Below are 25,879 nucleotides of genomic sequence, written 5' to 3'. Positions count from 1 at the left end.
TGCGAAGCTGGCAGCGAGGCGATCTGATGTCCGACTCTTTCCAGGATGCGCTCGCCGGGCTCGCCGCGATCGTCGGCGACAAGCACGTCATGGCGTCCGGAGCCGACCAGGAGCCTTATGTGGTGGACTGGCGCGGGCGCTATCGCGGCCGCGCGGTCGCAGCGGTGAAGCCCGGCTCGACCGCCGAGGTCGCCTCCGTCGTCAAATACTGCGCCGACAGGCGCCTTGCGATCGTGCCGCAAGGCGGCAACACCGGCATGTGCGGAGCCGCGACGCCGGACGATCACGCGGGCAATGTCGTGATTCGGCTCGACCGCATGCGCGCCGTCCGCGACGTCAGTCCGCTCGCCAATACGATCACGGTCGAGGCCGGCTGCATTCTCGCCGAGGTCCAGAATGCGGCTCGTAGCGTCGATCGCTACTTTCCCTTGAGCCTGGGTGCCGAGGGTTCCTGCCAGATCGGCGGCAACATCTCGACCAATGCGGGCGGGACGGCCGTGTTACGCTACGGCCCGACGCGCGATCTCGTGCTCGGGCTCGAAGTCGTGCTGCCCGACGGGCGTATCTTCAACGGCCTGCGCGCGCTGCGCAAGGACAACACGGGTTACGCGTTCAAGCAGCTCTTCATCGGCGCGGAAGGGACGCTCGGCATCGTCACCGCGGCGGTGCTGAAACTGTTCTCGCCGCCGCGCAGCTCGGCGCTGGCGCTGGTGAAATTGCGGGGTGTCGAGCAGGCACTCGAGATCATGCAGCGCCTGCGCGGTGTAGTCGGCGACCGGCTGGGCAGCCTTGAAATCATGTCCCGCTCGCAGATCGAGGCGATCGCGGAGACCGTGCCGCATGTCACGATCCCTTTCGAGCTGACGACGCCGTGGTATCTGATCGTTGAGTTGACCGACACGCTCGCGGGTGTCGATCTCGACGAGCCGCTCGCCACGGTGCTGGCGGATGCGATGGAGGCCGGCATCGCCGAAGACGTCATCCTGGCCTCCAACCTCGCGCAGGCGAAAGCGATCTGGGCTGTCAGGCACAGCGTGTCCGAAGGCAACAAGCGCAGCGGCTATGTTGTGTCGCATGACAGTGTCGTGCCGCTGGAGCGCCAGGCCGCCTTCGTCACCAATGTTGAAGCGCGGATCATGGCCGCCGTTCCGCATGCGCGGGTTGTGATGCACGGCCATATCGGCGACGGCAACATCCACGTGATCGCCCTGATCGACCGCGCGCATTGCCGGGAGCCGGCGGCGACGGCTGCGTTGGTCGCGCAAATCAACGAGATCGTCGATGATGAAACCGCGGCGCAGGGTGGGGCGATCAGTGCCGAGCATGGCATCGGGATCACCAACTGCGGCCGGCTTGCCCGCGTCGCCGATCCGCTCGATATCGAGCTCATGCGCGGCATCAAGCGCTTGCTCGATCCGAACGGCCTGATGAATCCCGGCAAGATCTTTGGCGCGGGAGCAGCATGACGATGACGAGCGTCCGCCTGATTGCCGACGATCTGACCGGTGCGCTCGACACCGCGGCGGAGTTCGTCGGCCTGTGCGGGCCGTTCGACGTCTCCTGGGCGGATGCGCCCGCGAGTCCAGGCGCGCAAAGCCTCGCGATCGACAGCGGCACCCGCGAGCGGTCGAAGGCCGACAGCGTCGAGATCGTCGGTCGGCTGGCGCCGCGACTTCAGGGCGGGACGATTGCTTACAAGAAGGTCGACAGCCTGCTCCGCGGTGCCTGGGCGGCTGAACTCGGCGCCTGCCTGCGCAGCGGCCATTGGGCATCGTGCGTGGTCGCACCGGCCTTCGACTATCAGGGACGCCGCACCGTGGGCGGCCAGCAATTTGCGCGTACGGCGCAAGGCGACTGGCATCGCGTCGGGGACAATCTCCTGGCTCAACTGCAGCTCGAGGGTATCGATGCACGGCAGGGCGGGGCCGATACGCTGTCACAAGGCGGTGTCCAGGTCTTCGATGCCGAGAGCGACATCGAGCTCGATCGCGTCGTCGAGATGGCGCTGCGGATGCCGGGGCCGGTGCTGTGGTGCGGAAGCGGCGGGCTCGCCGGCGCGCTCGCCCGCAGCCATCGCGCCGATGCGCCGAGCCGATTGAAGCGGCCGGTACTGGGGTTGTTCGGTTCCGATCAGGCCGCCACTGCGTCCCAGCTCGCAGCATGTGGCGAAGTTACCGTCGTGTTGGCGGAAGGTGAGGGGGGCGCGGGCGTCCAACGCAAGCTGGCTGGCGACGGCGTGGCGTTGGTGAAATTCGCGCTCGCGGATGGCCTTTCGCGCGCCGAGGCCGCCCGGCGGATCGCGCGCGAGCTGACAACTCTGATTGCGGCGCTCGATCCGCCCGGAACCTTGATCGTCGCTGGCGGCGAGACCTTGAAGGCCGTATGCGTTGCGCTCGGCGCGCATGCGCTCCAGGTGACGGGGCGTATCGTGCCGGGACTGCCGCGCTCGATTCTGCAAGGCGGCCGCTGGGCCGGCGTCGATGTCATCTCGAAATCCGGCGCGTTCGGCACCAGCGAGCTGTGGCGCGATCTGCTCCGGGACAATCATTTGCTGAATTTGAGGAGCCCGACATGACCTCTCGTCATCTTGCCATCACCATGGGCGATCCGGCCGGGATCGGACCGGAGATCATCGTCAAGGCCTGCGTCGGACTGAAGGACCGGATCGCGAAAGGCGATCTGCGCATCCTGATCATCGGCAGCGGCGCCGCGCTCGACGGAGCCAAGGCCGCGCTCGGCGCTGCCGTTGCGATTCCGGAGGTGAGTGCTGACGCTTCTGACTGGCCGAACCTCTGCTTCCTCCAGGCGGACGCCGAGGGCGCCCCGATCAAGCCCGGCGTCTTGAGCGCCGACGGCGGCCGCTTTGCCTATAAGGCGATCGAGCAGGGCGTGCGCCTGACACAGGCCGGGCGGACCTCCGCGATTGTCACAGCGCCACTCAACAAGGAAGCACTCAACAAGGCCGGCTACCACTTTCCCGGCCACACCGAGATGCTGGCGCACCTCACGGGCGTGCGCGGCTCGGTGATGCTGCTCGCGCACGGCAACATGCGCGTGAGCCATGTCTCGACCCATGTGGCGCTGGAGGACGTGCCGAAGCGTCTGACGCCGGAGCGGCTGCGCATGGTGATTGATCTCACCAACGATGCCTTGCTGCGGCTCGGTATCGCCAGGCCGAAGATCGCGATCGCCGCGCTCAATCCGCATGGGGGCGAGGGCGGTCTGTTCGGCCGGCAGGACATCGACGTTTCGGCACCGACGATTGCCAAGGCCGTCGCCGACGGCCTCGACGTCGTCGGTCCCGTGCCCGGCGACACCATCTTCGTCAAGCTGCGCGCCGGCCAATACGATGCTGCGGTCGCGATGTATCACGACCAGGGGCACATCCCCGTCAAGCTGCTGGGCTTCCAGGTCGATCCCGCGACCGGCCGCTGGCAGGAGCTGTCCGGCGTCAACATCACGCTGGGTCTGCCGATCATCCGCACCTCCGTCGATCACGGCACGGCCTTCGACATCGCCGGCAAGGGCATTGCCAACGAGCACAGCCTGATCGAGGCCATCGACTACGCCGAGCGGCTGGCCGGTGGCGCTTCCGCTTCAAAATCATGAGATCGACCACACCGATGACCAACGCCTTCACGCCCGTCGAAATCCAGCGTCCTACCGTTCTCGAATTCGGCTGCGGCACGATTGCGGCTGCGGCGCGCTTCGCCGAGCGGATCGGCGCAAAGCGGCCGCTGGTGATCTCCGACCCGTTCAATGCGCGCCGCGTCGACGCGCTGGCGCTGCCGGGCACCGTGAAAGTGTTCGGCGACGTGAAGCCCGAACCGGACCTGCCCAATCTCGAGAAGGCGGTCGCTATGGCGCGTGACGCCAAGCCCGATCTCGTGGTCGGGTTCGGCGGCGGCAGCGCGATGGATCTTGCCAAGCTGGTTGCGGTGCTCTGCACGAGTGACGTGGCCTTTGCTGACATCGTTGGGCCGGAAAAGGTCGCCGGCCGCAGCGTCGCGCTGATGCAGATCCCGACCACATCGGGCACCGGCAGCGAGGCGGGCACCCGCGCGCTCGTCACCGATCCCGTCAGCCAGAACAAGCAGGCGGTGCAGAGCCGCTTCATGCTCGCCGATATCGCCATCGTCGATCCCGATCTCACGATGACCGTGCCGAAGGAGGTCACCGCGGCGACCGGCGTCGATGCGCTGGCGCATTGCGTCGAGGCCTATACCAGTCGCAAGGCGCATCCCATGATCGATCTCTACGCGATCGAGGGGGCACGGCTGGTCGGGCGCTATCTCAACCGCGCGGTCGTCGACGGCGGCGACCGCGAGGCGCGCGCCGGGCTTGCGCTGGCCTCTCTCTACGGCGGCTATTGCCTCGGGCCGGTGAACACGACTGCCGGCCATGCCGTGGCCTATCCGCTCGGCACGCGCCATCATGTCGCGCATGGGCTCGCCTGCGCCGTGATCTTCCCGCATACGCTGGCGTTCAACATGCCGGCGGTGGAGACGAAGACGGTCGCGGTGCTCGCTGCGCTCGGCCTGCCGGAGCACAGCGATCCGAAGCTCGCATTCGAAGCCACGTATGGGTTCTGCAAGAATCTCGGCATCGAGATGCGTCTGTCCGCGCTCGGCGTGCCGCGGGATGATCTCGGCGTGATGGCCGATGAGGCCCACGCCATCCGTCGCCTGCTCGACAACAATCCGCGCGACCTGGGCCGGGATGCGATCCTGAACATGTACGAGGTCGCATTCTAGCCATCTCAGCCGCTCCTGCGCGGCAGCCAATCAACAAACACTGAAAACAGAGGAAACTTCGATGAGATCGATGTGGCTTGTTCTTGCCTCAGCCGTGCTGCTGGCGGCGTCGCCGGCAAAGGCGCAGGACGGCTATCCGTCCAAGCAGGTGACGGTGATCGTGCCCTTCGCCGCCGGCGGCACCGCCGACATCTTCGCGCGCATGGTGTCGAACCATCTGCAAGTGAAGCTCGGCAAGCCGTTCGTGGTCGAGAATGTCGGCGGTGCCGGCTCGATCCTCGGCGTGACGCGGCTGGCGAAATCGGCGCCTGACGGTATCACGCTCGGTCTTGCCAGCACCTCCGCGCTCGCGATCAACCCCACGCTCTACGGGCCGAAGCTCAGCTACCAGCCGGACAAAGACCTGGCGCCGGTCGCCCAGATCAGCGTCGTGCCGAACGTGCTCGTGGTGAATCCCAACAAGATCAAGGCGCGCACCGTACCGGAGCTGATCGCCTATCTGAAGGCGAACCCGGACAAGGTTTCGTTCGGCTCGGCCGGCGTCGGCACCTCGCAGCATCTTGCCGCCGAACTGTTTCAACAGATGACCGGCACCAAGATGGTGCATGTGCCCTACAAGGGCTCCAGCCAGATGCTGACGGATCTGTTGAGCGGCCAGATCGATCTTGCCTTCGACAACGTGCCACTGCTGCTGCCGCAGGTGAAGACCGGGCAGCTCGCGATGCTCGCCACTGCAACGCCGAAGCGCGCGGCCTTCGATCCGGAAGTCCCGGCCGTCGCCGAGTTCCTGCCGGGCTTCGAGGCCGTGGCCTGGCACGGCTTCTTCGTTCCTGCCGCCACGCCGAAACCGATCGTCGAGAAGCTCTCGGCCGAGATCCGCGCCTTCATGCAGCAGCCGGAGACGGTGCAGAAGATGGCCGAGCTCGGCGCGGCCGCGGTTGCGGTGGATTCCGAGCCTTTCAAGGCCTACATCGCCTCCGAGACCGAGCGGTGGAAGAAGGTGATCGAAGCGGCGAACATCAAGCTGGAGTAGGTGGCCGCGTCGCTGGTCTGGAGAAGCTGGACCGGGTCGCTGCTGGCCCGGTTCTTCTTGCGAACTTGGAAACGCGCGGCGGCGTCCTGGCGGCCGGATACGCTGGCGTCGATTTCATCGACGCGTTCCTGAAGAGGAGCGTCCCCGACATCAACAAGGTTGCGGAAGCCTCCAAGGCCGTCGGCGGACCGGAGAACCTGCCGGCCGTGAAGGCGCTTGGCGACGAGGCTCCGGCCGTCGCTAACGCGATCCGCGCCAAGGTGGCAGCCGGGACTTGAAAGCCTGCTCTGAGGGGAGGCGGTGATCGGGTGATTTGTCGGGACCTGATATCTGTCCGTCACGTTGTGCCGATTTGATAGGCGAAAGGTCGGCGACGCAGGTCGGGACGAGGGTCGGACAATTCGCAACTTGGCAAAGGAGAGACGTGTCATGACTGTCCTGCTGAGAAACACCTTCAAGGCCTGGATCGACCGCGCGCCGGGCGCGCCGCCGAAGCTGGTCATGATCGGCGACGTGAGGGTACCGACCGATGGCTGGCAGGCCAGGCTAACCAAGCGCTCGCCGCAAGGTATCAATCCGAAGATCCTGATCCTCGACGTGAACACGCAGGAGCCGGGTGGCGAGGCGCAGGAAGCGAGCACCACGATCCCGCTCCGCTACGAGGAGAGTCCGCCGCAGGATGAATACGGCCAGGTGATGATCGCCGACGGCAAGGCTGAGATCGTGGTCCGCGTCTGCGGCTCGAACTAGCTGAGGCGCTGATGAAGCAGCAGACGGGGGATTTTCGGCCGCAGGCATCAGCGAATTGGATCAGGCGGCGCCGGCGGGCCTTGGTCACCGGCGCAGTCCCGCCACCGGTTCACAGGCCCGTGCACCGCAGCGCTTGCCAGCCCAAGGCCGAGCAGGTAGAACCCTGCCACGCCTGAGCCGTGATTTGCGCCAAACGCGCTTCCGGCCGCAGTCGAGCAAATCAGTAAGCTATTGAATTTGTTCGGCTATTCCGTTGGGGAATGGTGTAACGGTAGCACAACAGACTCTGACTCTGTTTGTCTTGGTTCGAATCCAGGTTCCCCAGCCAGTTCCAGGCGATTCACCGAGATCGTAACTTGTCCTGACTTAGGCCCCGCGGCGCGCGCCTGACGTGCCATCGGCAGTCCGTGCCTTTCGTCGGTACGGCCCCGGCGCGTGTTGGCAGGGCTCATCGTGCCCGGGATGCGCCCGCCCGGCGATGCAAGGCGAAATGATTAGCGGCGCCTCTTCCGGCCGGTCTTGGCGGTGCGCTTTTTCGGTGCCCGTCGCGGGCCGCGTCCTGCATCCGTCGCGCCCCATGGAATTTTCGCACTGACGCGCTTCTTGGCGCCGACGAGATTGGGCGTCTGGTTGTATTTGAGGCGACGGAGTTTGGCCGTGACGAGTTCGCTCAGCTCCTGGAACGACGGATTGGCGCCGCGGTCTCGTTGTTCGCGCAGCACCTTCGCCATGCAGAACGTGTAGGCGCCATACGACGTGACGCCGTCACGATATTCATAGGATAGCTCCTGCTCCTGGCAGGCCTCGAGGAGAATCGGCAGATAAGGTCCGTGATGCCCGAGCTCGGCCCGCGTCTTGTTGTATTCCTTGTCGGGCTGGGTGCGGAGCGCCATGCTGCGCCCGAGCCGCTCCGTGGCGCCGTTGTCGCCGAGATAGTCGGCGCCGTTCTTGCTCTTGCTCAGGCTCTCGTTGAGGGGAGGGAACTCACGCGGCACCCACATGCCTTCGCTTGCCTCCCAACGCAGCGCCCGGTGGCGGATATCGTCGGGCGGCGTCAGGCCGCGGATGCGCGGACCGCCGTCACGTGTCATGCCGCCGGAATGGCAGCAGTCGAGCATGGCGACGAAATAGCAGTCGTATGGAAGCTGCGAGTAGAGCTGGCAGAACTGGCGGTCGAGAATCGCGTGCTCGGGCGTCCAGTCGAAATCATAGGGGACCAGGCACTCGTCGACGCTATCCGGAGCGCCGCTCGGACTGTACCTGGGAATCTGGGCGCCATGGCCCGAGTAGAACAGCATGCGCTCGTCGCCGTCGCGTACGCCCTCGAGCAGCCAGTGAAGCCTTTCCATGATGCCCTGCGCTGTCGCCCGCTCATTGAGGACGACGCGTATTTCGTCCGGCCTGAAGCCGCTTTCCTGTAGCACTGAGCTCATGAGGAATACGTCGTTGACGCATCCTTCGAGCCTGTCCGCGGGTTTGGGATAGTCGTTGATGCCGATCAGCAGGGCGCGGCGGGTCGGCCGGGTGTCAATGCGGGCGATCTCCCGCGCGGCGCTGACGATGGAGCGTGACGCTGGCACCGGGACGACGTCGTGCCAGACGGCGGCGACGGTCTCGGGGCGCGACAGGTACCAGGTCGCGTTGTGATTCAGGAGATCGTTGGGGACATCGAACGGTGTCAGCACCTGCTGGAAATTGTCTGCGGCGATCTCGAGCGGATAGGTGAGAACGCGATCTTCCCGGTTGAACAGATGGTACCATTTTCGGCAGGGAAGGGCCTGAATACGGCCTGCGAAGACGTCGCGCACCGCGGGATTGCCGATCTGCGAGCCGAACGTGACGAAGACTTTGCCCTTGATCGCAGCAGGGTTGCGCACGAACGTGTCGTAGCAGATCAGCGAGCCGAGGCTGTGAGCCAGGACAACGTCGTAGTTGCCGCTCTTCAGCTTGTCGAGCACTGCGCTGCGCAGCGCGGCCTGCAGCTGCTCATCCACCGACCACTGGGCGACCATGCCCGCGGTCCATCTGATCAGGGTTGGTACATCATCGAGGCCGCGTGTGCCTGCGAGCAGGTCGCCGATTCCATGGACGGTCGCACTCGCCAGCAGTTTCGCCAGCGCGATGCCATAAGTGACGAGGTTGGGCGGGCTCTTGTCGAACAGGTCGTCATACGAGAGGAAGTCGATGGCCGGGTTGAGGCTCTGATCGACGGACTGAACTGCGCGTATGATGGCCTCGGACCATGACTTTCGAAACTCGGCGTCGATCTCCGCGTGACCGACGCCGTGGACGCAAAGCAATGACAGGCGGGTGCTCATGACAGCTGCCTTCTGCTCAAATGCAATCTGAAATAGCCGATATGCGAGCGCAAACGTCGAGGATGATGTCACAGCGCCGCGAGCTTCAAATGTGAAGCAGCGCACGAAATCCTCGCGACAGTTTGCCTCACCTTGCAAGTGCCATGACGCGTCGGATCGCCGTGTGCCGCTCCGTCCTTGGGACAGGCAACCCAAGGAGATCCGTGATGCCCTATGTCGATGGTTTCGTGCTGGCCGTGCCGAAGGACAAGATCGAGGCCTACAAGGCGCTGGCGCGAACGGCCTGCGCGGTGTGGATGGAGCACGGCGCGCTCGATTACGTCGAGTGCATCGGCGACGACGTGCCCTATGGCGAGTTGACTTCGTTTCCGCGCGCGGTGATCGCGAAGGAGGACGAGATCGTGGTGTTCTCCTGGATCGTCTACCGTGACCGGGAGACCCGCGACGCTGTCAACAAGAAGGTGATGGCCGATGAGCGGTTCAAGGGCGCCGACATGCCCTTCGACGGCAAGCGCATGATCTATGGCGGCTTCACGACGCTGCTGCGGGCAAGCGACGTCGTCGGCTGACGGCGTCTCGCAGGGTGGGTTGGCGACGGCGTAACCCACCGCTTCCACGTTCGCGGAAACAAACTATGGTGGGTTACCCCAACGGACCGCGCTTCGCGCTGTCGCGGTGCTAACCCACCCTGCGGATCGCGGGGACGTCCGCCGTTCCGGTTGTCGCTTTCGCGCCGGGCGGCGCCAGATTGAACGCCGCCCCACCGGCGCGGTCGCCGCCTCCCATGCAACATTGCGCAAGTCCGTTTCACCTTGCCGGTATCCGGCTGGCATGCCATCCTAGATCCGCCAGGCATAAACAAACGGAAGCGGGCGCTTAGCCCAAGGCTTTCAAAAAACCTTGGCGGGGAAACCCTTTGGGAGGTCTGATTTGATGAATTTCAAACACGTCACCAGGCTGTTTTGCGCAGCCGCTATGTCCCTTGCGCTCGGCCCCGGCGCTCAGGCCCAGGACAAGGTCGTCAAGATCGGCGTCATCATGCCGATGTCCGGAGGCACCGCCTCGATCGGTGCGCACGCCAAGGCGGCGCTCGAAGTCGCCATGGACATCATCAACAACGCCCATCCGGAGCTTGGCAATCTGCCGCTGGCGAAGAACGCCGGCCTCGCCGGCCTCGGCGGCGCCAAGATCGAGGCTGTGTTCGCCGACAACCAGGGCAACCCGGCGACGGGCCAGAACCAGGCGCTGCGCCTGATCACGGAAGAGAAGGTGGCCGCCGTGTTCGGCTCCTACCAGTCCGGCGTCACGCTGACCTCGAGCGCGATCGCCGAGAAATACGGCGTTCCCTTCCTGAACTCCGAATCGGTCGCCGCCAATCTCACCGAGCGCGGCTTCAAATGGTTCTTCCGCACCACGCCGATCGCGACCGATTTCGCCAAAATCTATGTCGACTTCCTCGCCGACATCAAGGCGCAGGGTGCCAAGACCGACAGCGTCGCGGTGGTCCATGACAACACCGAATACGGCACATCGGTCGCCAACACGATCGCCGGCGCATTCAAGGAGAAGGGCCGGCCGATCGCGCTCGACGTCGCCTATCCCGTCAATGCGACCGACTTGCAGGGCCAGGTGCTCCAGCTCAAGGACAAGAAGCCCGACGTCGTCATCATGATCAGCTACACGTCGGATGCGATCCTGTTCGCCAAGACCATGCAGTCGCTCGACTACAAGCCGGCCGTGCTGCTGGCCGACGATGCCGGCTACTCCGATCCGTCCTTCACCAAGGCGGTCGGCAAGATCTCGCAAGGCGTCTTCAACCGCTCGTCCTGGGTCGTGGGACCGCCGGGCTCGGCGTCCGCCATCATCGCCGACATGTACAAGAAGAAGAGCGGCGAGGAGATGGACGACACGGTCGCCCGGCAGATGCAGGGTTTCTTCGTGCTGGCCGAGGCCATCGACCGCGCCGGCTCGACCGACCCGGCAAAGATCCAGGCCGCGCTGAAGGCGACGGACCTGAAGCCCGAGCAGCTCATGATCGGGTACAAGGGCGTGAAGTTCGACGACAAGGGCCAGAATGTCCTCGCGTCCGGTGCCATCATCCAGCTTCAGGATGGCGAGAACTATGTCTCGGTGTGGCCGAAAGCCAATGCCGAGAAGGCGCCGGTGCTGCCCTACAAGGGCTGGTGAGATTGCCTGAGGGCGGGGCCGCGCGCCCCGCCATTCCCAAAACGGTTTGATCAGAGCAACGCAGCTCATGTCCTTCGTACTCGTGCAGGTGATTGTCGGCGGGCTTCTGCTTGGCGCCGTCTACGCCCTGTTTTCCTCAGGCCTCACGCTGGTGTGGGGCATGATGAACATCGTCAATTTCGCGCATGGCGACTTCGTCATGCTCGGCATGTACGTCGCCTATGTCGTCTACACCCTGATGGGGGGGGGGCCGATCCTAGGTGCGCCGCTCGCGACACTGGTGCTCGCGACCGTCGGCGTCGTGGTCTATTTCGCCCTGATCCGCGACATCATGAAGGGGCCGATGCTGGCCCAGATCCTCGGCACCTTCGGGCTCGCGCTGCTGCTGCGCTATTCCGTGTTCTGGTGGTTCGGCGCCAACTTCCTGTCGATGCCGCCGAACATCGTCGGCGGCACCTATGCGTTTGCGGGCCTCCGCATCGAAGCTTCGCGGCTGCTGGCCGGCGTCGTCGCGCTGCTGGTGACGTTCGGCCTGCATCTGCTCCTGACGCGCACCTCGCTCGGCTCTAAAATGCTGGCAGTGGCGGAGGATCAGACCGCGGCTCAGCTCATGGGCATCAGGCCCGATACCATGCAGGCGATCGCCTGGGCCATCGCGGCCGGCGCCACCGGTCTTGCCGGCGCACTGATCGCGAACTTCTTCTACATCGTACCGACGGTCGGCGAGACGCTCGGCATCGTCGCCTTCGTCACGGTGTCCCTCGGCGGCTTCGGCAGCGTGCCCGGCGCGCTCGTCGCGGGCTTGTTGATCGGCGTCATCGAATCTCTGTCCGGCTATCTCATTGGTGCGGTCTACAAGGACATCGTCGTCTACGTGCTGTTCCTGTTCTTCCTCTGGTTCCGGCCGCAGGGCCTGATGGGGAAGATGTGATGCGCCGTCTGATCTGGCTCTTGGTCGTCGCAGCGGTGGCGATTGCCTATCCGTTGCTGCTGTCCTCGCCGTTTCAGCAGCGCCTTGGCGCGCTGGTGCTGCTCTATGCCATCGCCGCGTCGGCCTGGAACATCGTCGGCGGCTATGCGGGCCAGGTCTCCGTCGGCCATGTCGTGTTCTTCGGCTGCGGCGCCTATGCCGCGATGGGCTCCTACGCAAAATTCGGCCTGTCGCCGCTGCTCGGAATCCCCGGCGGCATCGTGCTGGCGGTGGGACTCGCTGCGATCATCGGTGTGCCGACGCTGCGCTTGTCCGGCCATTATTTCAGCATGGCAACGATCGCGGTGGCTGAGACGGTACGGCTGATCGTGACCAATACCGAATGGCTTGGCGCTGCCGTCGGTCTCTCCGGCCCGACTGTGCCGCGAAACATCTTCGATCTCTCGTTCCTGTCGTCGCTGCCGTATTACTATCTCTTTCTCGTCGTCCTCGTGATCACGCTCCTGATCACCTGGTGGATGGCCAACAGCCGGATGGGATTTTACCTGCGCGCGATCAAGGATTCCGAACGGGCCGCGCGCTCGCTCGGCGCGCCGGCGAGCCGCACGAAGCTCTATGCCTACATGCTGAGCGCGGCGCTGACGAGCGTTGCCGGCGCGCTCTACGCGATGATGTTCGGCTTCGTCGATCCCGAGTCCGGGCTCGGCATCCTGATCTCGGTGAAAATCCTGATCATGGCGGCACTGGGCGGGGCAGGGCTTTTGTTCGGTCCGCTGGTCGGCGCAGCGATCCTCGTGCCGCTGGAGGAGATCTCCAACAGCTGGCTGGGCGGCAAGGGCGCCGGGCTCACCTTCGTGGTCTACGGCGCGATCATCGTACTGATCGCGCGTTTCCAGCCGGGCGGCCTGCTCAGCCTGTTCACGGGGCGCAGCAAGTCCAAGATTGACACGTCCAAGACTGATACGTCCAAGACTGATACGTCCAAGACTGATACGTCCAAGACTGATACGGGAGCCGGCCATGCTCCTTGAAGCACGCGGGATCACAAAGGCGTTCGGCAGCTTCAAGGCGGTGGACGATGCCTCCGTCACGCTGGAGCAAGGCGATATCCTCGGCCTGATCGGGCCGAACGGCGCCGGCAAATCCACCTTCTTCAACTGCCTCACTGGCGACCTCAAGACCACCTCGGGCCGTGTGCTGTTCGAGGGGAGTGACATCACCGACTTCACGCCGGAGCAGCGCGCCGGGCTCGGGCTTGCCCGCACCTTCCAGGTGCCGCAGACCTTTGAAGGCATGACGGTGCTCGAGAACGTCATGATCGGCGCCTTCCTGCGTACCTCGCATCGCAAGGAGGCCGAGACCAAGGCGCGCGCGGTGCTGGAGCGTGTCGGCATGAGCCGGCTGGCGGATGCGCCGGCGCGCTCGCTCGGTACGCCCGGCCGCAAGCGGCTGGAGATCGCCCGCGCACTGGCGACCGAACCGAAGGTGCTGTTGCTCGACGAGGCCATGGCCGGCCTCAACGCGCATGAGGTGAAGCTCGCCATCGACCTCGTGCGCGACATCCACCGTTCGGGCATCACGCTCGTCATCGTCGAGCACATCATGGAAGTGATCATGTCACTGGCGAGCCGCGTGATGGTGTTTCACCAGGGCAAGGAGATCGCCCGAGGGTCACCCCGCGAGGTCACCTCCAATCCGGCCGTGATCGCCGCCTATCTCGGCACCCGCGCCGCCAAGGCGGCCGCGGGCCACACGCCGGTCGAGCTGATGGGCGGACCGGACCTATGAGCGGGCCATTGCTCAGGATCGAGCACTTGGAGGTGCGCTACGGCGACCTCATCGGCGTCTCCGATGTCTCGCTGGAGGTGCCGGAAGGAAGCGTTGTCGCCCTGCTGGGCTCCAATGGCGGCGGCAAGACCACGACGCTGAACGCAATCGCGGGTCTCATCCCCGTGCATTCCGGATCGATCAGCTTTCGCGGCGAGGACATCGCGGGCGAGAGGGCCTTTGCGATCGTGCGCAAGGGGCTGGCGCTGTCGCCGGAGGGCTGGCGTCTGTTCGTGCAGCAGAGTGTCGAGAACAACTTGGTACTCGGCGCGACGCCGCTGCACGACAAGTCGCGCCAGGCCAATTTGCTTGAGCGTGTCTACGAGATCTTTCCGCGCCTGAAGGAACGCCGCAACCAGCGCGCCGGCACCATGTCCGGCGGCGAGCGGCAGATGCTCGCGGTCGGCCGCGCGTTGATGAGCGATCCGAAGCTGTTGATGCTGGACGAACCGTCGCTCGGCCTCGCGCCGGCGGTGGTCGAATCCATGTACGAGACCTTCGGGCGCCTGCATCGCGAGGGTCTGACCATCCTGCTCGCCGAGCAGTCGATCGAGCTGGCGCTGGAGGTCTCCGACTTCGCCACGGTGCTCCAGGTGGGCAAGAGCGTACTATCCGGCACGGCCGCGGCGCTCGCGCAGGATCCGCAGGTGCAGAAGGCCTATCTCGGGGTCGACTGATTGATGTCTGCCTGAAGCAGCAGCAACAGGCAGCCGGCCAGTCGCGTCTCCATCTCTTTCGACGAAAGCGACAGCGGCCCGGGATCGTTGAGGATCGCGTTCACCAGCGTGCCCAGCACGACCTGGAAGCCGAAGGCGATGGTGCGGGTCTTGGCGGCCTTGCGCCCCTTGCCCATGGCCGGGAGCAGGAGAGGGGTCGCGCGTTCAGTCGTTGCCTTCGCGAGGGCCTTGAACGGCGTCCATTTGTCCGGGCGCGTGTCGTCGTGCTGAAGCGCGGCGCGCAGCACGCCCTCGTGGTTACGCATCCAGACGATGATGCCGCTGACGATGATATGGCAGAGCTTGTCGAGGTCCGTATCCGGCGACGGTCGCCTCATGTCGGCGAGCCGTTGCTCGCCGTCGCGCGCGGCCAGCGCCATCAACGCGTTGAAATAGGCCTCCTTGCTCTCGAAGCGGCTGTAGAAGGCGCCGACGGTGGCGCCGACCTCGGTGCAGAGCGCCTCGATCGAGAGCTCGGCAAGGCTGCGGCTGCGCAGCATGTCGGCGCCGGCGCGGAGCAGGGCCAGCGTCGTCTCCCGGCTGCGCTTCTGCCGCGACGGGGTGACGCCGGGCAGGTCGAAATCGCGCGGTTCGGGCTCTCGGGGTGATGGCCGCATCCGTGCTTGCATCCGTCCAAAATAAAAATCATAATTCTGATTATAGTTTAAGCGTGGATAGGTCGCGGGTCAACCGTGCAGTTCGCGCAGCAAACAGGGAGAAGCAGATGAGCGCAGGCAACGGCACGCCGTTCCGCGGCACCATCGGCAAGACGGTCGCGGAGTCAAAACCCTGGTGGCCGGATGCGCCAAGGCCGCCCGAGGGGGCGCCGAACATCCTGGTCGTGCTGTTCGACGACGTCGGCTTCTCCGATTTCGGCTGCTATGGCTCGGCAATCAAGACGCCGACCATCGACCGGCTCGCCGCGGAAGGGCTGCGCTACTCAGGATTTCACACCACGGCGATGTGCTCGACCACGCGCGCCGCGCTGCTGACCGGGCGCAACCATCATTCGGTCGGCGTCGGGTGCCTTGCCAATTTCGATTCCGGTTATCCCGGCTACCGCGGCAAGATCGCACGTGAGGCGGGAACGCTGGCCGAGATGCTGCGCGTACATGGCTATCGCAACTACATGGTCGGCAAATGGCACGTCACGCCGCTGACCGAGAGCGGTGCCACCGGCCCATTCGACGGCTGGCCGCTCGGCCGTGGCTTCGATCGCTTCTACGGATTCCTCGACGCCGAGACTGACCAGTACGCGCCGGAGCTCGTCTCCGACAACGCGCATATCGATCCACCGGGCACGTACGCGAGCGGCTATCATTTGACCGAGGACCTGATCGACCAGTCGATCCGCTTCATCGGCGACCATGTCGCCGACCGTCCTGACGTCCCCTGGCTCACCTGGGTCGCGCTTGGCGCCTGCCATGCGCCGCATCAGGCCCCGGCCGACATCATCAGGAGCTACGACGCCGAATTCGCGCACGGCTGGGACGTCGAGCGCGAACGGCGCCTGGCACGCCAGAAGGCGATGGGGCTGTTGCCTGAGGGAACGCGGATGCCGGCGCGTAACGATGGCGTAAAAGCCTGGGAGGAGCATTCGGCCGACGAGCGCCGCGTCTTCACCCGCCTGCAGGCAGCCTTCGCCGGCATGCTCGATCATTCCGATCGGCATCTTGCACGGCTTGTCTCGTTCCTGGAAACGGCCGGCATTCGCGACAACACCATGATCATCGTGATGTCCGACAACGGCGCGAGCCAGGAGGGCGGGCCGCTCGGCTTCGTCAACGCGATGGGGCCGTTCAACTTCAGGCTGGAGCCGATCGCCGAGAAGCTCAGCCGTATCGACGATATCGGCGGGCCGGATACGCACAGCAATTTCCCGCACGGCTGGGCGATGGCGTCGAACACGCCGCTGCGGCGCTACAAGCAGAACACCCATGGCGGCGGCATCCGCGATCCCTTCGTCATCAACTGGCCGAAGCGGATCGCGGCCAAGGGCGAGCTGCGGCATCAGTTCGTGCATGCCTGCGACCTCACGCCGACGCTGCTCGAACTGATCGGCATAAAGGCGCCGGATAACATCGCTGGTTGCCCGCAGATGCCGCTGGAGGGCGAGAGTTTTGCGCGCTCGATCATTGATGCCTCTGCACCCTCGAAGAGCTCGCCGCAATATTTCGAGATGTTCGGCCATCGCGGCCTCTGGCAGGGCGGATGGAAGGCGGTCGCCTTCCATCCCTCGGGCACTCCCTTCGAGAACGACAAATGGGAGCTGTTTCATCTCGACGAGGATTTCTCGGAGACCGACGATCTCGCCGCAAAGGAGCCGGAGCGGCTCGGCCGGATGATCGCGACATGGTGGGAAGAGGCCGAGAAGCACAAGGTATTGCCGCTCGACGATCGCTTCGGGCCGCGCTTTGCGGAGAACGCCGCGCGCTTCCACGGTGCGCGTCACCATTTCGTCTTTCACGCCGGCATGGGCCACGTGCCGACCGACGTCGCGCCGGATGTGCGCAGCCGCAGCTACACGATCGAGGCGCATGTCGAGATCGACGAGGCGGGTGCAAATGGCGTCCTGATCTCGCATGGCGATGCGACGTCGGGCTACAGCCTCTACGTCAGGGACGGCCAACTTGTACACGACCTCAACATCGGCGGCAGCCACCAGATTGTGCGCTCGGACCGCAAGGTGCCGTCAGGCGCGCGGCGGCTCGGCGTTCACGTCGAACGTCTTGTACGCAAGGAGCCGCCCGCAAAAGGCTCGCGCACCGGTGTCACCGAATACACGCTGCTGATCGACGGCGAGCCGGCGGGGGCGCTCCAGACCCAGCTCGGCTTCCACACGCTGATCTCGTGGTCCGGCCTCGACATTGGCCGCGACCGCGGCAGCCCCGTGTCGCATTACGAGGCGCCGTTCGAATTCGAGGGGAAACTGTTGCGCGTCACCGTCACCATGCACAACGACCAGAGGCTCGACGGCGATGCCGTCGGCAACGCGCAGATGGCGCGGCAATAGGGGAAACCGGTGTCATGCCCCGCGAAGGCGGGGCATCCAGTACGCCGCGGCCTCTCGGTTCAATCACCGCCGTCCCTGGAATACTGGATCGCCCGCCCCGGTGCGCAATTGCGCACAGGCGGGCGATGACAGTGTGCCCCTACTTGATCTTGTCGTAGGCCGCCGCGAAATCGCCCAGCGGCATCGGGATCGCGATCGTCTCCTTGGCCATGTTCTGGAAGGAGACCTTCAACTGCTTGCCGGACCTCAAGGCGCCCAGCAGGTCCGCCGCGATCGGCGTTGAGGCGTAACAGCCGCGGTTCTCGCAGGTCTGGATCTGGAGATCGACCGTCTTGCCCTCGTCGACCTGGAGCTTCGCGCCGATGGGAAGGTTGAGACCGAGCGGCAATTGCAGCAGCGCCACCGGCGTGCGGGTCTCGGGCGCGATACGGATGTTGATCAGCACGATGGTCTGGCCGGTCTTGGTCAGCACCGCGTTCTGCTCCATCGCGCATTCGAGCGGCGCGTCGCGACTGACGCTGGTGCAGCGCACGACCCAGCCCGCCTGTTGCGCCGGAGCACCGTCAGCCTGTGGCTGCGTCGGGGCAGGCGCAGGTTGTGCGGCCGGGGCAGCGGAGTTCTTCTTGGCGCTCTGCTGGGCATACACACCGCCTGTCGACAACAGGAGAGCGGCGGCGAGGGCGACAAGTCTGGATTGCATGGACATGGCGAAACCGCGTTGGCGTGAACCGAGGGCCTCGCTGTAGCGTCGCGGGAGCCGCGGCGCAAGCTTACTCGGCGGCCTGCTTGACGGTGCGGTGCTCGGGCGCCTCGTGACCTTCGCCGTCACCCGAACGGCCCCAGCCCGAGAACCAGTTGTTGAGCTCGTCGAGATAGAGATAGACCACGGGGGTGGTGAACAGCGTCAGCGCCTGGCTGACGATCAGGCCGCCGACCATGGCGTAGCCGAGCGGCTGGCGGATCTCGGCGCCGGTGCCGTGGCCGAGCATCAGCGGCACGCCGCCGAGCAGGGCGGCCATCGTCGTCATCATGATCGGCCGGAAGCGCAACAGCGCGGCCTGACGGATCGATTCCTCCGGCGTCTTGTGCTCGTCGCGCTCGGCAGCGATGGCGAAGTCGACCATCATGATGCCGTTCTTCTTCACGATGCCGATCAGGAGGATGATTCCGATCAATGCAATGAGGCTGAAGTCGAAGCCGGCCGCCATCAGGATCAGGAGCGCGCCGACGCCGGCCGAGGGCAGGGTCGATAGAATCGTGATCGGGTGGATGTAGCTCTCGTAGAGGATGCCGAGGATCAGATAGACCACGACGAGGGCGGCGAGGATCAGCAGCGGCACGGTGCCGAGCGACTGCTGGAACGCCTGCGCGGTGCCCTGGAAGCTCGAATTCAGGGTCGGCGGCGCGCCGAGATCGACCATCGCCTTCTGCACGGCCTCGGTGGCCTGGCCGAGCGCGACGCCTTGCGCGAGATTGAAGCTGATGGTGATCGCCGGGAACTGGCCCTGGTGGCTGATCGAAAGCGGGCGGACCGGATCGGTGGTCCAGGTCGCAAAGGTCGACAGCGGCACCTGGTCGCCGGTCAGCGGCGATTTCAGATAGAGCTTGTTCAGGCTGTCGAGACTGCCCTGCATCTCCGGCAGGATCTCGAGGATCACCTTGTAGGTGTTGAGCTGGGTGAAATACTGCGTGACCTGCCGTTGTCCGAAGGCGTCATACAGCGTGTCGTCGATCAGCTGCGGCTGGATGCCGTAGCGCGATGCGGTGTCGCGGTTGATCTTGAGCTGGACCGTGGTGCCCTGCGTCTGCTGGTCGGTCGCGACGTCGCGCAGTTGCGGCAGCGTCTGCATCTTGGCGAGGATCTTTGGCGCCCAGTCATTGAGCTCGGCGAGGTCGGCATCCTGCAACGTGAACTCGAACTGCGTGCGTGTCGGCCGGCCGCCGAGCCGGACGTCCTGGGCCGCCTGCATGTAGAGGCGGGCGCCCGACACCTTCTCGAGCTTGGGACGCAGCCGGGCAATGATCTCCTGCGCCGACGCATTGCGTGCGTTACGCGGCTTCAGCGTGATGAACATATTGCCGTTGTTGCCGGCGCGGCCGCTGCCGCCGATGTTCATCGCGATCGTGGCGACGTCGGGATCGTCCATCACGATCTTGCCGAGCTCGACCTGGCGCCGCTGCATCTCGGCGAAGGAGATGTCCTGGGACGCTTCGGAGGTCGCGGTGATCAGGCCGACGTCCTGCTGCGGGAAGAAGCCCTTCGGGATCAGCACGAACAGGTAGACCGACAGGCCGAGCGTGGCGAAGAAGATCAGGAGCGTGGTGCGGCGCCAGGCCAGGGCATGATCGAGAATGTATTCATAGCCGCGCAGCATGCCGTCGAAGGCGCGTTCGCTCCACTGGTAGAACTTGCCGTGGGTCACCTCGCCATGGGCACGCAGGAAGCGCGAGGCCATCATTGGCGTCAGCGTCAGCGACACGAACATCGAGACGAAGATGGTCATCGCCAGCACGACGGCGAACTCGCGGAACAGGCGTCCTATGATGCCGCCCATCAGCAGCAGCGGGATCAGCACCGCGACCAGCGAGATGCTGATCGAGACGATGGTGAAGCCGATTTCCTTGGAGCCCTTGAAGGCAGCCGCCATCGGCGATTCGCCTTCCTCGATGTAGCGCGTGATGTTCTCGAGCATCACGATGGCGTCGTCGACGACGAATCCGACCGCGATGGTGAGCGCCATCAGCGACAGATTGTCGAGCGAATAGCCGGCCACCCACATCAGGGCGCACGCGCCCAACAGCGCCAGTGGAACCGTGATGGTGGGGATGACCGTCGCCCAGAAGCTGCGCAGGAAGATGAAGATCACCATGACCACCAGCGCGATGGTCAGCAGCAGCGTGAACTGGACGTCCTCGACCGCGGCGCGGATCGTCGTGGTGCGGTCGCTGATGAGCTCGATCTTGATCGCGGGCGGGATCGCTGCCACGAGGCGAGGCAGGGTCGCCTTGATCCGGTCGACGGTCTCGATGACGTTGGCGCCCGGCTGCTTGAACACGACCAGGAACACGCCGCGCTTGCCGTTGGCCCAGGCCGCCTGCTTGGCGTCCTCGGGCCCGCTGACCGCCTGGCCGATGTCGCGGATTCGCAACGGGCCGCCGTTGCGGTAGGCGATGATGACGTCGTTCCAGTCCTTGGACTGGGTGAGCTGGTCGTTGGCGTAGATCGTGTAGGCGCGCTTCGGCCCGTCGATATTGCCCTTCGGGCTGTCGACCGTGGTGATCGCGATCTGGCTGCGCACGTCCTCCAGCGACAGGCCCTTGGCGACGAGTTTCGCCGGGTCGATCTGAACGCGGATGGAAGGCTTCTGCTGGCCGCCGATGAAGACCTGCGCGACGCCCGAGAGCTGGCTGATCTGCTGGGCGAGCTGGGCGTCGACGGCGTCGCTGACGCTGGTGAGCGGCAGCGTCTCTGATGTCGCCGACAGGAGCAGGATCGGCGCGTCGGCCGGGTTGACCTTGCGGTAGGTCGGCGGCGAGGGCAGGTTCTTCGGCAACTGGCCGCTTGCGGCGTTGATGGCGCCCTGCACGTCGTTGGCGGCACCGTCGATGCTGCGGTTGAGGTCGAACTGGATGGTGATCGAGGCGGTGCCGAGATAACTCGTTGAGGTCATCTGGGCGATGCCGGGGATCTGGGCGAACTGCCGCTCGAGCGGCTGGGCCACCGACGAGGCCATCGTCTCGGGGCTGCCGCCCGGCAAATTGGCCGTGATCTGGATCGTCGGGAAGTCCACCTGGGGCAGCGGCGCGACCGGCAGCAGGGGATAGGCGACGAGACCGACGAAGAGAATACCGGCCATCAGCAGCGAGGTGCCGATGGGATAACGGATGAAAGGTGCCGAAATCCCGCCCTCGGTCATTCCTGTCGTACCTTGTTCTGGCTTGGATCCGAGCTCGCTACGGCCGTCGAGACGAGGCTTCCGGGCTGGACCTTGAACTGACCGCCGGTGATCACCTGCTGACCCGGGCTCAAGCCTTCATCGACGACCGAACGACCGTCGATGGCGTAGCTGACCTTGATCTTGTGCACTTCGGCCTTGTTGTCCTGATTGACGGTATAGGCGTAGAGGCCGTTGGTCGAATGCTGGACCGCGTCATCCGGAACCACTGTCGCGTCCTTCAGGGTGCGTACCAGAAGGCGTGTCGAAACCGACTGGCCCGGCCACAGCGTGTGCTCCTTGTTGTCGAACACCGCCTTGAGCCGAATAGTCCCGCTGGTCGTGTCGACCTGGTTGTTGATGACCGCGAGCTTGCCCTCGGCCAGCGTCTTCTTGCCGTCGGTGGTGAACGCGATCACCTTGAGCGCACCGGCCTTCTGACCTTCGCTGATGTAGGGCAGCTGATCTTCCGGCGCGGTGAAGATCACCGAGATCGGCTCGACCTGCGAGATCGTCACGATTCCCGTCTGCGTGGAGGCGTTGACGATGTTGCCAACGTCGACCAGGCGCAGCCCGGCCACGCCGGTGAACGGCGCCTTGATCTGGGTGTAGTCGAGCTGGGTCTGGGCGTTGGAGATGGCGGCTTCGTCGGCGGCGATCTGGGCGGTCAGCTGCGCGACGGTGGAACGCTGGGTGTCGACCCGCTGCGCGGTCGCGAACTCGCCAAGCTTCATGGCGCGCTGGAGCTCGAGGTTGGCGTTGGCGAGATTCGCCTCGTCCTGCGCCTTCTTGGCCTTGGCCTGGTCGAGCGTGGCTTGATAGGGCCGGGGATCTATCGAGACCAGAAGGTCGTCCTGCTTGACCATCTGGCCTTCGCTGAAGGCGATCTTGTCGATCTGGCCGTCAACCCGGCTCCGGACCTGCACGGTGTTGAAGCCCTGAACCGTGCCGAGACCGGTCAGGTAAACCGGGAAGTCGGCCTTCTGGACCGGCGAAACGCTGACGGGGATGGCGGGCGGGCGCGGCGGGCCCTTCTGAGCCGTCTGGGCTTTTCCGGCCTCGGGGGAGCCGAATTTCTGCCAACCATAGTAACCCGCCAAGGCCACGGCCGCGATAATGAGAATCCAGAGGATCGGCCGTGATTTTTTCATGTCGGCTCGTTGGCTCGTATACCCAAAACTACGAATTGTGGAGCAATCGTAGGGTTCCAGCGCGCTTGTATAATACACGCCAAGTTCCAGTGTAAACAGCACTATCGGTTCGGAATCCTAAACAATTGGAAAGCTTTGCACTGTCTAGGCAGCTCCGTGACACTACGGTGTGCAGTGCTGCATTTTCCCGGCGCGGACAATCAGCGTGCAAACTTTAGGCAATGCTCGGAACCGGTGTGGGCGGCTTGCAGAGGCTCCGCAGGGCCGCCCCGGCCGCGCTGCGAAGCGAGTCGGAATTAACGCTCGTGAGAACGGTTCTAAATCGCGAGCGCGGCGTTCCGGTTGTCAGGAAAATCGGCATCGGTCATATCGGCCCCGCCACAACGGGAGCGCAGGATGGACGAGCTGAACGGCAAGCTGATCGCGTGTCAGATTCTGATCACGGGACTGATCGCGCGCGTCGCTAACGAGCAGCGCGATCCCTTGCGATTCCTGACCGACTTTCGCGACGAGATCAAAGCCGTCGTCAACGGCGTCAACATCGCCGGCATGGACAACACCGATCGCGTGCGCGCAGTCGCGCAGAAGACCGTCGACGAATTGTTCTCGCTGATGAAGCCGCCGAGCAGCGATTGATGATGTGCGCGAGACCAACGACCGTGCGATATTTTTGCGCTCTCTTTAGAACGAGTCCAATCTAATTTTAGAACGATTTCAAACTGTAGTTTAGAATCGTTTTGATCTGGACTTATTCAAGCGTTCTCGCGCGGTGCTCGCATTGACCCGCTATTTTGCGGCCGATACCAACAGCCCATCGTTCATCGAAGTGAGTGAGCGAACAAGAAGATGGGGCGTTTGGTAATGGGGCAGGTGGTCGCACCGAAGTCGCTGCGTTCAGTCGCAGCGTTCAATCCGACGGATGACAAGTCCGCGGGAACTTCCGGCAAGAAAGTCTCGGCAGTTGCGAGCTTGATCGCGGTGGCGTCGGTATCGAGCGGCGCGCAGGCGCAGCAGTCGAACCTGCCGCCGGTGACGGTCGATGCTCCCGTCGAGCGTCCGCGTCCGGCGGCCTCTAAACCTTCACCCGAGCAGGTCCGCGCGCGCAACGCGGTTCGCCGTGCGGCACAGCGCCAGCAGGCCCAGCAGGCAGCTCCCACCGTATCGTCCGGCCCCGCCGACGCCAATCCCTATGCCGATCCGGCCGCGCCCTACAAGGTCGACCGCGTCCAGGCCTCGGGCAAGTTTCCCGAGCCGCTTCTGAACACGCCCAAGACCATCACCGTGCTCAGCAAGGAGATCCTCGAGGACAAGAACGCCACGACGCTGAGGGAGGTCGGGCGCTCGACCGCGGGCGTAACGCTGGGTTCGGGTGAAGGCGGCAATGCGTTCGGCGACCGCTTCTTCATCCGCGGCTTCGACGTGCGCAACGACGTCTTCATCGACGGCATCCGCGATCCCGCGGTCTCCATCCGCGAGAACTTCTTCACCGAGCAGCTCGAGATCCTGCGCGGCCCGGCCTCGTCCTTTGCGGGCCGCGGCACCGCGGGCGGTGCGATCAACATCGTCACCAAGCAGGCGACCGATCGCAACTTCCAGAACGCCGAGACGACGTTCGGCACCGACATGACCAAGCGCGTCACGATCGACGTCAACCAGGTCGTCGACCCGACCTTCTCGGTACGTGTCGGAGGCCTGTTCCAGGACGCCAACGTTGCCGGCCGCAACTTCGTGACCGACAATCGCTGGGGCACTTTCATCTCGACCAAGTACACCCCGACCAACGACATCAAGATCACCACGAACTACGTCCACACCGACCTCAGCGGCTATCCCGATTTCGGCGTGCCCTATTACAAGCAGGGCAACGTGCCGGCCACCGAAGCGGGCATTCCGCGTGGGACCTGGTACGGCTTCCTCAATCGCGACTTCCAGACCGCGCGGCAGGATTTCGGCACGTTGACCGGCGAATACAAGCCGACCAACAACATCACCCTGACCAGCCGGACCCGCATGGAGCAGTCGACGCTGGAATATATCGGCACGTTGCCGCAGTCGCCCATCACGACCAATCCCGATCCGACCAAGTGGACGATCACTGCGAGCGCACAGAGCCGCAACCAGTGGGTTGACGTCATCGCCAACCAGGAAGAAGCCGCGTTCAAGTTCAATACGGGATCGGTCAGGCACACCGCGGTGACCGGGCTCGATGTGGCCAATGAACGCATCGGAATCGGCCGCTACACCGGCCTCTCGTCGGAAGCGTTCGGCGCCGGCTCCAACAGCAATGGCGCTTTGACCCTGCAGAGCATGTATTCGCCGGGCTATACCAACACACCCGGCCCGTTCAACCCGGTGCTCGGCGGCGATCCGACCCGCTACAACGTCGATAGCGGCGCCGTCTACGTGATGGACACGGCGAACTGGGAAGACACCATCATCGTGAACGGTGGTGTGCGCTGGGACAGCTACAAGCTGAAATCGTCGATTGCGGCTGCTTCGAGCAGCGTCGACTCCGACTTCGTCAACTACAACGCCGGCATCGTCTACAAGCCCGTTCCGATCGGCAGCCTCTATGCGGCCTATGCGACCTCGACCAATCCGTTCGGCTCCGAACTCGACGCAACCGGCACGGACTACGGCTCGTCTCCGCCGACCGGCACCACGATCCTCGGGCCCGAGCAGAACAAGGGGGCGGAAATCGGCACCAAATGGGAGCTGTTCGACCGCCACCTGCTGGTGACCGGCGCACTGTTCCAAACGACGAAGGACAATGCCCGTGAGACCGTCGGCACCACGCTGACCTCGGGGGCGGCCTACCGGATCCAGGGTATCGACATCGAGGCCAGCGGCAAGCTGACCGACCGCTGGAGCATCTTCGGCGGCATCGTGCTGATGGACTCGAAGGTCACCAAGAGCAACATCCCGGGCAATGTCGGCCTGCCGCTCGCCAACGTCGCGCATCAGTCGTTCAGCTTGCTCACCAAGTACAAGTTCGACGGTGACTGGGAGCTCGGCGGCCAGGCGGTGTTCCGCTCCAAGGTCTATGGCGGCACCTTCGGCGCCAACACCGGCACGCTGATCCCGAGCTACTGGCGCTTCGACGCGTTCATCGAGAAGAAGATCGACAAGAACTGGACCATGAAGTTCTACGCGCAGAACCTCACCAACAAGCTCTACTACGATACGCTCTATCGCAGCGCGACGCCGTTCGTGGCGGTCGCGCCGGGCAGGGCGTTCTACCTCATAACGTCGGCGAAGTTCTGA

Annotated in this window: 21 protein-coding genes and 1 tRNA gene; 17 read left to right on the top strand and 5 right to left on the bottom strand. The window is 64.6% G+C overall.

What is annotated here, in order from left to right:
• Positions 1-26: 26 nt before the first annotated feature.
• The 8 genes from JQ627_RS00590 (at position 27) to JQ627_RS00555 (ending at position 6,865) form a co-directional block, all read left to right on the top strand.
• Positions 27-1,466 carry an FAD-binding oxidoreductase gene (locus JQ627_RS00590; RefSeq protein WP_212482231.1) on the top strand — a complete coding sequence of 480 codons (1,440 nt, stop codon included), beginning with the start codon at positions 27-29 and terminating at the stop codon, positions 1,464-1,466.
• Positions 1,467-1,468: 2 nt separating this feature from the next.
• The gene (locus JQ627_RS00585; protein ID WP_212483123.1) at positions 1,469-2,575 is read left to right on the top strand and encodes a four-carbon acid sugar kinase family protein; all 1,107 of its coding nucleotides are present in this window, start codon (positions 1,469-1,471) and stop codon (positions 2,573-2,575) included.
• Positions 2,572-3,609, top strand: a complete 1,038-nt coding sequence (pdxA, locus tag JQ627_RS00580) for a 4-hydroxythreonine-4-phosphate dehydrogenase PdxA (protein WP_212482230.1) — start codon at positions 2,572-2,574, stop codon at positions 3,607-3,609. The genes JQ627_RS00585 and pdxA overlap by 4 nt, the downstream gene beginning before the upstream one ends.
• Before the next feature lie 14 nt (positions 3,610-3,623).
• On the top strand, positions 3,624-4,754 hold the full coding sequence (locus JQ627_RS00575) for an iron-containing alcohol dehydrogenase (protein WP_212483122.1): 1,131 nt from the start codon (positions 3,624-3,626) through the stop codon (positions 4,752-4,754).
• A 61-nt stretch (positions 4,755-4,815) separates the two neighbouring features.
• Positions 4,816-5,787, top strand: coding sequence for a tripartite tricarboxylate transporter substrate binding protein (locus tag JQ627_RS00570; protein ID WP_212482229.1), 972 nt, complete (start codon positions 4,816-4,818; stop codon positions 5,785-5,787).
• 65 nt (positions 5,788-5,852) lie between these two features.
• Positions 5,853-6,065, top strand: a complete 213-nt coding sequence (locus tag JQ627_RS00565) for a hypothetical protein (protein WP_212482228.1) — start codon at positions 5,853-5,855, stop codon at positions 6,063-6,065.
• A 151-nt stretch (positions 6,066-6,216) separates the two neighbouring features.
• The gene (locus JQ627_RS00560; protein WP_212482227.1) at positions 6,217-6,537 is read left to right on the top strand and encodes a hypothetical protein; all 321 of its coding nucleotides are present in this window, start codon (positions 6,217-6,219) and stop codon (positions 6,535-6,537) included.
• A 254-nt stretch (positions 6,538-6,791) separates the two neighbouring features.
• Positions 6,792-6,865, top strand: a tRNA-Gln gene (locus tag JQ627_RS00555).
• Positions 6,866-7,031: 166 nt separating this feature from the next.
• Here JQ627_RS00555 and JQ627_RS00550 read toward each other — a convergent pair.
• Positions 7,032-8,855 (bottom strand): caspase family protein, encoded by a 1,824-nt coding sequence (locus JQ627_RS00550; protein ID WP_212482226.1) that lies wholly within the window; start codon positions 8,853-8,855, stop codon positions 7,032-7,034.
• Between the two features lie 206 nt (positions 8,856-9,061).
• Here JQ627_RS00550 and JQ627_RS00545 point away from each other — a divergent pair, with 206 nt between their 5' ends.
• The 6 genes from JQ627_RS00545 to JQ627_RS00520 all read left to right on the top strand — a co-directional run bounded on the left by JQ627_RS00545 (position 9,062) and on the right by JQ627_RS00520 (position 14,477).
• The gene (locus JQ627_RS00545) at positions 9,062-9,424 is read left to right on the top strand and encodes a DUF1428 domain-containing protein (protein WP_212482225.1); all 363 of its coding nucleotides are present in this window, start codon (positions 9,062-9,064) and stop codon (positions 9,422-9,424) included.
• A 364-nt stretch (positions 9,425-9,788) separates the two neighbouring features.
• Complete coding sequence (locus JQ627_RS00540) at positions 9,789-11,042, top strand: ABC transporter substrate-binding protein (RefSeq protein ID WP_212482224.1); 1,254 nt, start codon at positions 9,789-9,791, stop codon at positions 11,040-11,042.
• 67 nt (positions 11,043-11,109) lie between these two features.
• Positions 11,110-11,973 carry a branched-chain amino acid ABC transporter permease gene (locus JQ627_RS00535; RefSeq protein ID WP_212482223.1) on the top strand — a complete coding sequence of 288 codons (864 nt, stop codon included), beginning with the start codon at positions 11,110-11,112 and terminating at the stop codon, positions 11,971-11,973.
• Positions 11,973-13,004, top strand: coding sequence for a branched-chain amino acid ABC transporter permease (locus JQ627_RS00530; protein ID WP_249142809.1), 1,032 nt, complete (start codon positions 11,973-11,975; stop codon positions 13,002-13,004). The genes JQ627_RS00535 and JQ627_RS00530 overlap by 1 nt, the downstream gene beginning before the upstream one ends.
• Positions 12,994-13,761, top strand: coding sequence for an ABC transporter ATP-binding protein (locus JQ627_RS00525; protein ID WP_212482222.1), 768 nt, complete (start codon positions 12,994-12,996; stop codon positions 13,759-13,761). Before JQ627_RS00530 ends, JQ627_RS00525 begins: the two co-directional genes overlap by 11 nt.
• Positions 13,758-14,477, top strand: a complete 720-nt coding sequence (locus tag JQ627_RS00520; RefSeq protein ID WP_212482221.1) for an ABC transporter ATP-binding protein — start codon at positions 13,758-13,760, stop codon at positions 14,475-14,477. Before JQ627_RS00525 ends, JQ627_RS00520 begins: the two co-directional genes overlap by 4 nt.
• On the opposite strand, the gene JQ627_RS00515 is transcribed toward JQ627_RS00520, so the two are convergent.
• Positions 14,459-15,133, bottom strand: coding sequence for a TetR/AcrR family transcriptional regulator (locus tag JQ627_RS00515; protein ID WP_212482220.1), 675 nt, complete (start codon positions 15,131-15,133; stop codon positions 14,459-14,461). The two genes, JQ627_RS00520 and JQ627_RS00515, sit on opposite strands and share 19 nt — an antisense overlap.
• A gap of 107 nt (positions 15,134-15,240) precedes the next feature.
• Here JQ627_RS00515 and JQ627_RS00510 point away from each other — a divergent pair, with 107 nt between their 5' ends.
• A complete protein-coding gene (locus tag JQ627_RS00510; protein ID WP_212482219.1) occupies positions 15,241-17,529 on the top strand; it encodes an arylsulfatase in 2,289 nt (762 codons plus the stop codon).
• A 139-nt stretch (positions 17,530-17,668) separates the two neighbouring features.
• Here JQ627_RS00510 and JQ627_RS00505 read toward each other — a convergent pair whose 3' ends face one another.
• The 3 genes from JQ627_RS00505 to JQ627_RS00495 all read right to left on the bottom strand — a co-directional run bounded on the left by JQ627_RS00505 (position 17,669) and on the right by JQ627_RS00495 (position 22,615).
• Positions 17,669-18,235 carry an invasion associated locus B family protein gene (locus JQ627_RS00505; protein WP_212482218.1) on the bottom strand — a complete coding sequence of 189 codons (567 nt, stop codon included), beginning with the start codon at positions 18,233-18,235 and terminating at the stop codon, positions 17,669-17,671.
• Between the two features lie 64 nt (positions 18,236-18,299).
• A complete protein-coding gene (locus JQ627_RS00500; RefSeq protein ID WP_212482217.1) occupies positions 18,300-21,446 on the bottom strand; it encodes an efflux RND transporter permease subunit in 3,147 nt (1,048 codons plus the stop codon).
• The gene (locus JQ627_RS00495) at positions 21,443-22,615 is read right to left on the bottom strand and encodes an efflux RND transporter periplasmic adaptor subunit (RefSeq protein ID WP_212482216.1); all 1,173 of its coding nucleotides are present in this window, start codon (positions 22,613-22,615) and stop codon (positions 21,443-21,445) included. Before JQ627_RS00495 ends, JQ627_RS00500 begins: the two co-directional genes overlap by 4 nt.
• 396 nt (positions 22,616-23,011) lie before the next feature.
• Between JQ627_RS00495 and JQ627_RS00490 the strand changes: the two genes are divergently transcribed.
• The gene (locus JQ627_RS00490) at positions 23,012-23,251 is read left to right on the top strand and encodes a hypothetical protein (RefSeq protein ID WP_025035676.1); all 240 of its coding nucleotides are present in this window, start codon (positions 23,012-23,014) and stop codon (positions 23,249-23,251) included.
• A gap of 210 nt (positions 23,252-23,461) precedes the next feature.
• Entirely contained in the window at positions 23,462-25,879 is a 2,418-nt protein-coding gene (locus tag JQ627_RS00485; protein ID WP_212482215.1) for a TonB-dependent siderophore receptor, read from the top strand.

It is taken from the genome of Bradyrhizobium liaoningense (genome assembly GCF_018130785.1).
Classification (GTDB): domain Bacteria; phylum Pseudomonadota; class Alphaproteobacteria; order Rhizobiales; family Xanthobacteraceae; genus Bradyrhizobium; species Bradyrhizobium liaoningense_A.
Note: the sequence above shows the minus strand (reverse complement) of the source record. Positions and strands in the feature narration are given on the sequence as shown.

Coding starts and splice junctions, on each gene's coding strand:
- JQ627_RS00570 (WP_212482229.1), top strand. CDS start 4,816: ATGAGATCGATGTGGCTTGTTCTTGCCTCAGCCGTGCTGCTGGCGGCG.
- JQ627_RS00540 (WP_212482224.1), top strand. CDS start 9,789: ATGAATTTCAAACACGTCACCAGGCTGTTTTGCGCAGCCGCTATGTCC.
- JQ627_RS00490 (WP_025035676.1), top strand. CDS start 23,012: ATGGACGAGCTGAACGGCAAGCTGATCGCGTGTCAGATTCTGATCACG.
- JQ627_RS00525 (WP_212482222.1), top strand. CDS start 12,994: ATGCTCCTTGAAGCACGCGGGATCACAAAGGCGTTCGGCAGCTTCAAG.
- JQ627_RS00585 (WP_212483123.1), top strand. CDS start 1,469: ATGACGAGCGTCCGCCTGATTGCCGACGATCTGACCGGTGCGCTCGAC.
- JQ627_RS00545 (WP_212482225.1), top strand. CDS start 9,062: ATGCCCTATGTCGATGGTTTCGTGCTGGCCGTGCCGAAGGACAAGATC.
- JQ627_RS00510 (WP_212482219.1), top strand. CDS start 15,241: ATGAGCGCAGGCAACGGCACGCCGTTCCGCGGCACCATCGGCAAGACG.
- JQ627_RS00560 (WP_212482227.1), top strand. CDS start 6,217: ATGACTGTCCTGCTGAGAAACACCTTCAAGGCCTGGATCGACCGCGCG.
- pdxA (WP_212482230.1), top strand. CDS start 2,572: ATGACCTCTCGTCATCTTGCCATCACCATGGGCGATCCGGCCGGGATC.
- JQ627_RS00520 (WP_212482221.1), top strand. CDS start 13,758: ATGAGCGGGCCATTGCTCAGGATCGAGCACTTGGAGGTGCGCTACGGC.
- JQ627_RS00590 (WP_212482231.1), top strand. CDS start 27: ATGTCCGACTCTTTCCAGGATGCGCTCGCCGGGCTCGCCGCGATCGTC.
- JQ627_RS00575 (WP_212483122.1), top strand. CDS start 3,624: ATGACCAACGCCTTCACGCCCGTCGAAATCCAGCGTCCTACCGTTCTC.
- JQ627_RS00535 (WP_212482223.1), top strand. CDS start 11,110: ATGTCCTTCGTACTCGTGCAGGTGATTGTCGGCGGGCTTCTGCTTGGC.
- JQ627_RS00515 (WP_212482220.1), bottom strand. CDS start 15,133: ATGCGGCCATCACCCCGAGAGCCCGAACCGCGCGATTTCGACCTGCCC.
- JQ627_RS00495 (WP_212482216.1), bottom strand. CDS start 22,615: ATGAAAAAATCACGGCCGATCCTCTGGATTCTCATTATCGCGGCCGTG.
- JQ627_RS00550 (WP_212482226.1), bottom strand. CDS start 8,855: ATGAGCACCCGCCTGTCATTGCTTTGCGTCCACGGCGTCGGTCACGCG.
- JQ627_RS00500 (WP_212482217.1), bottom strand. CDS start 21,446: ATGACCGAGGGCGGGATTTCGGCACCTTTCATCCGTTATCCCATCGGC.
- JQ627_RS00485 (WP_212482215.1), top strand. CDS start 23,462: ATGGGGCGTTTGGTAATGGGGCAGGTGGTCGCACCGAAGTCGCTGCGT.
- JQ627_RS00505 (WP_212482218.1), bottom strand. CDS start 18,235: ATGTCCATGCAATCCAGACTTGTCGCCCTCGCCGCCGCTCTCCTGTTG.
- JQ627_RS00530 (WP_249142809.1), top strand. CDS start 11,973: ATGCGCCGTCTGATCTGGCTCTTGGTCGTCGCAGCGGTGGCGATTGCC.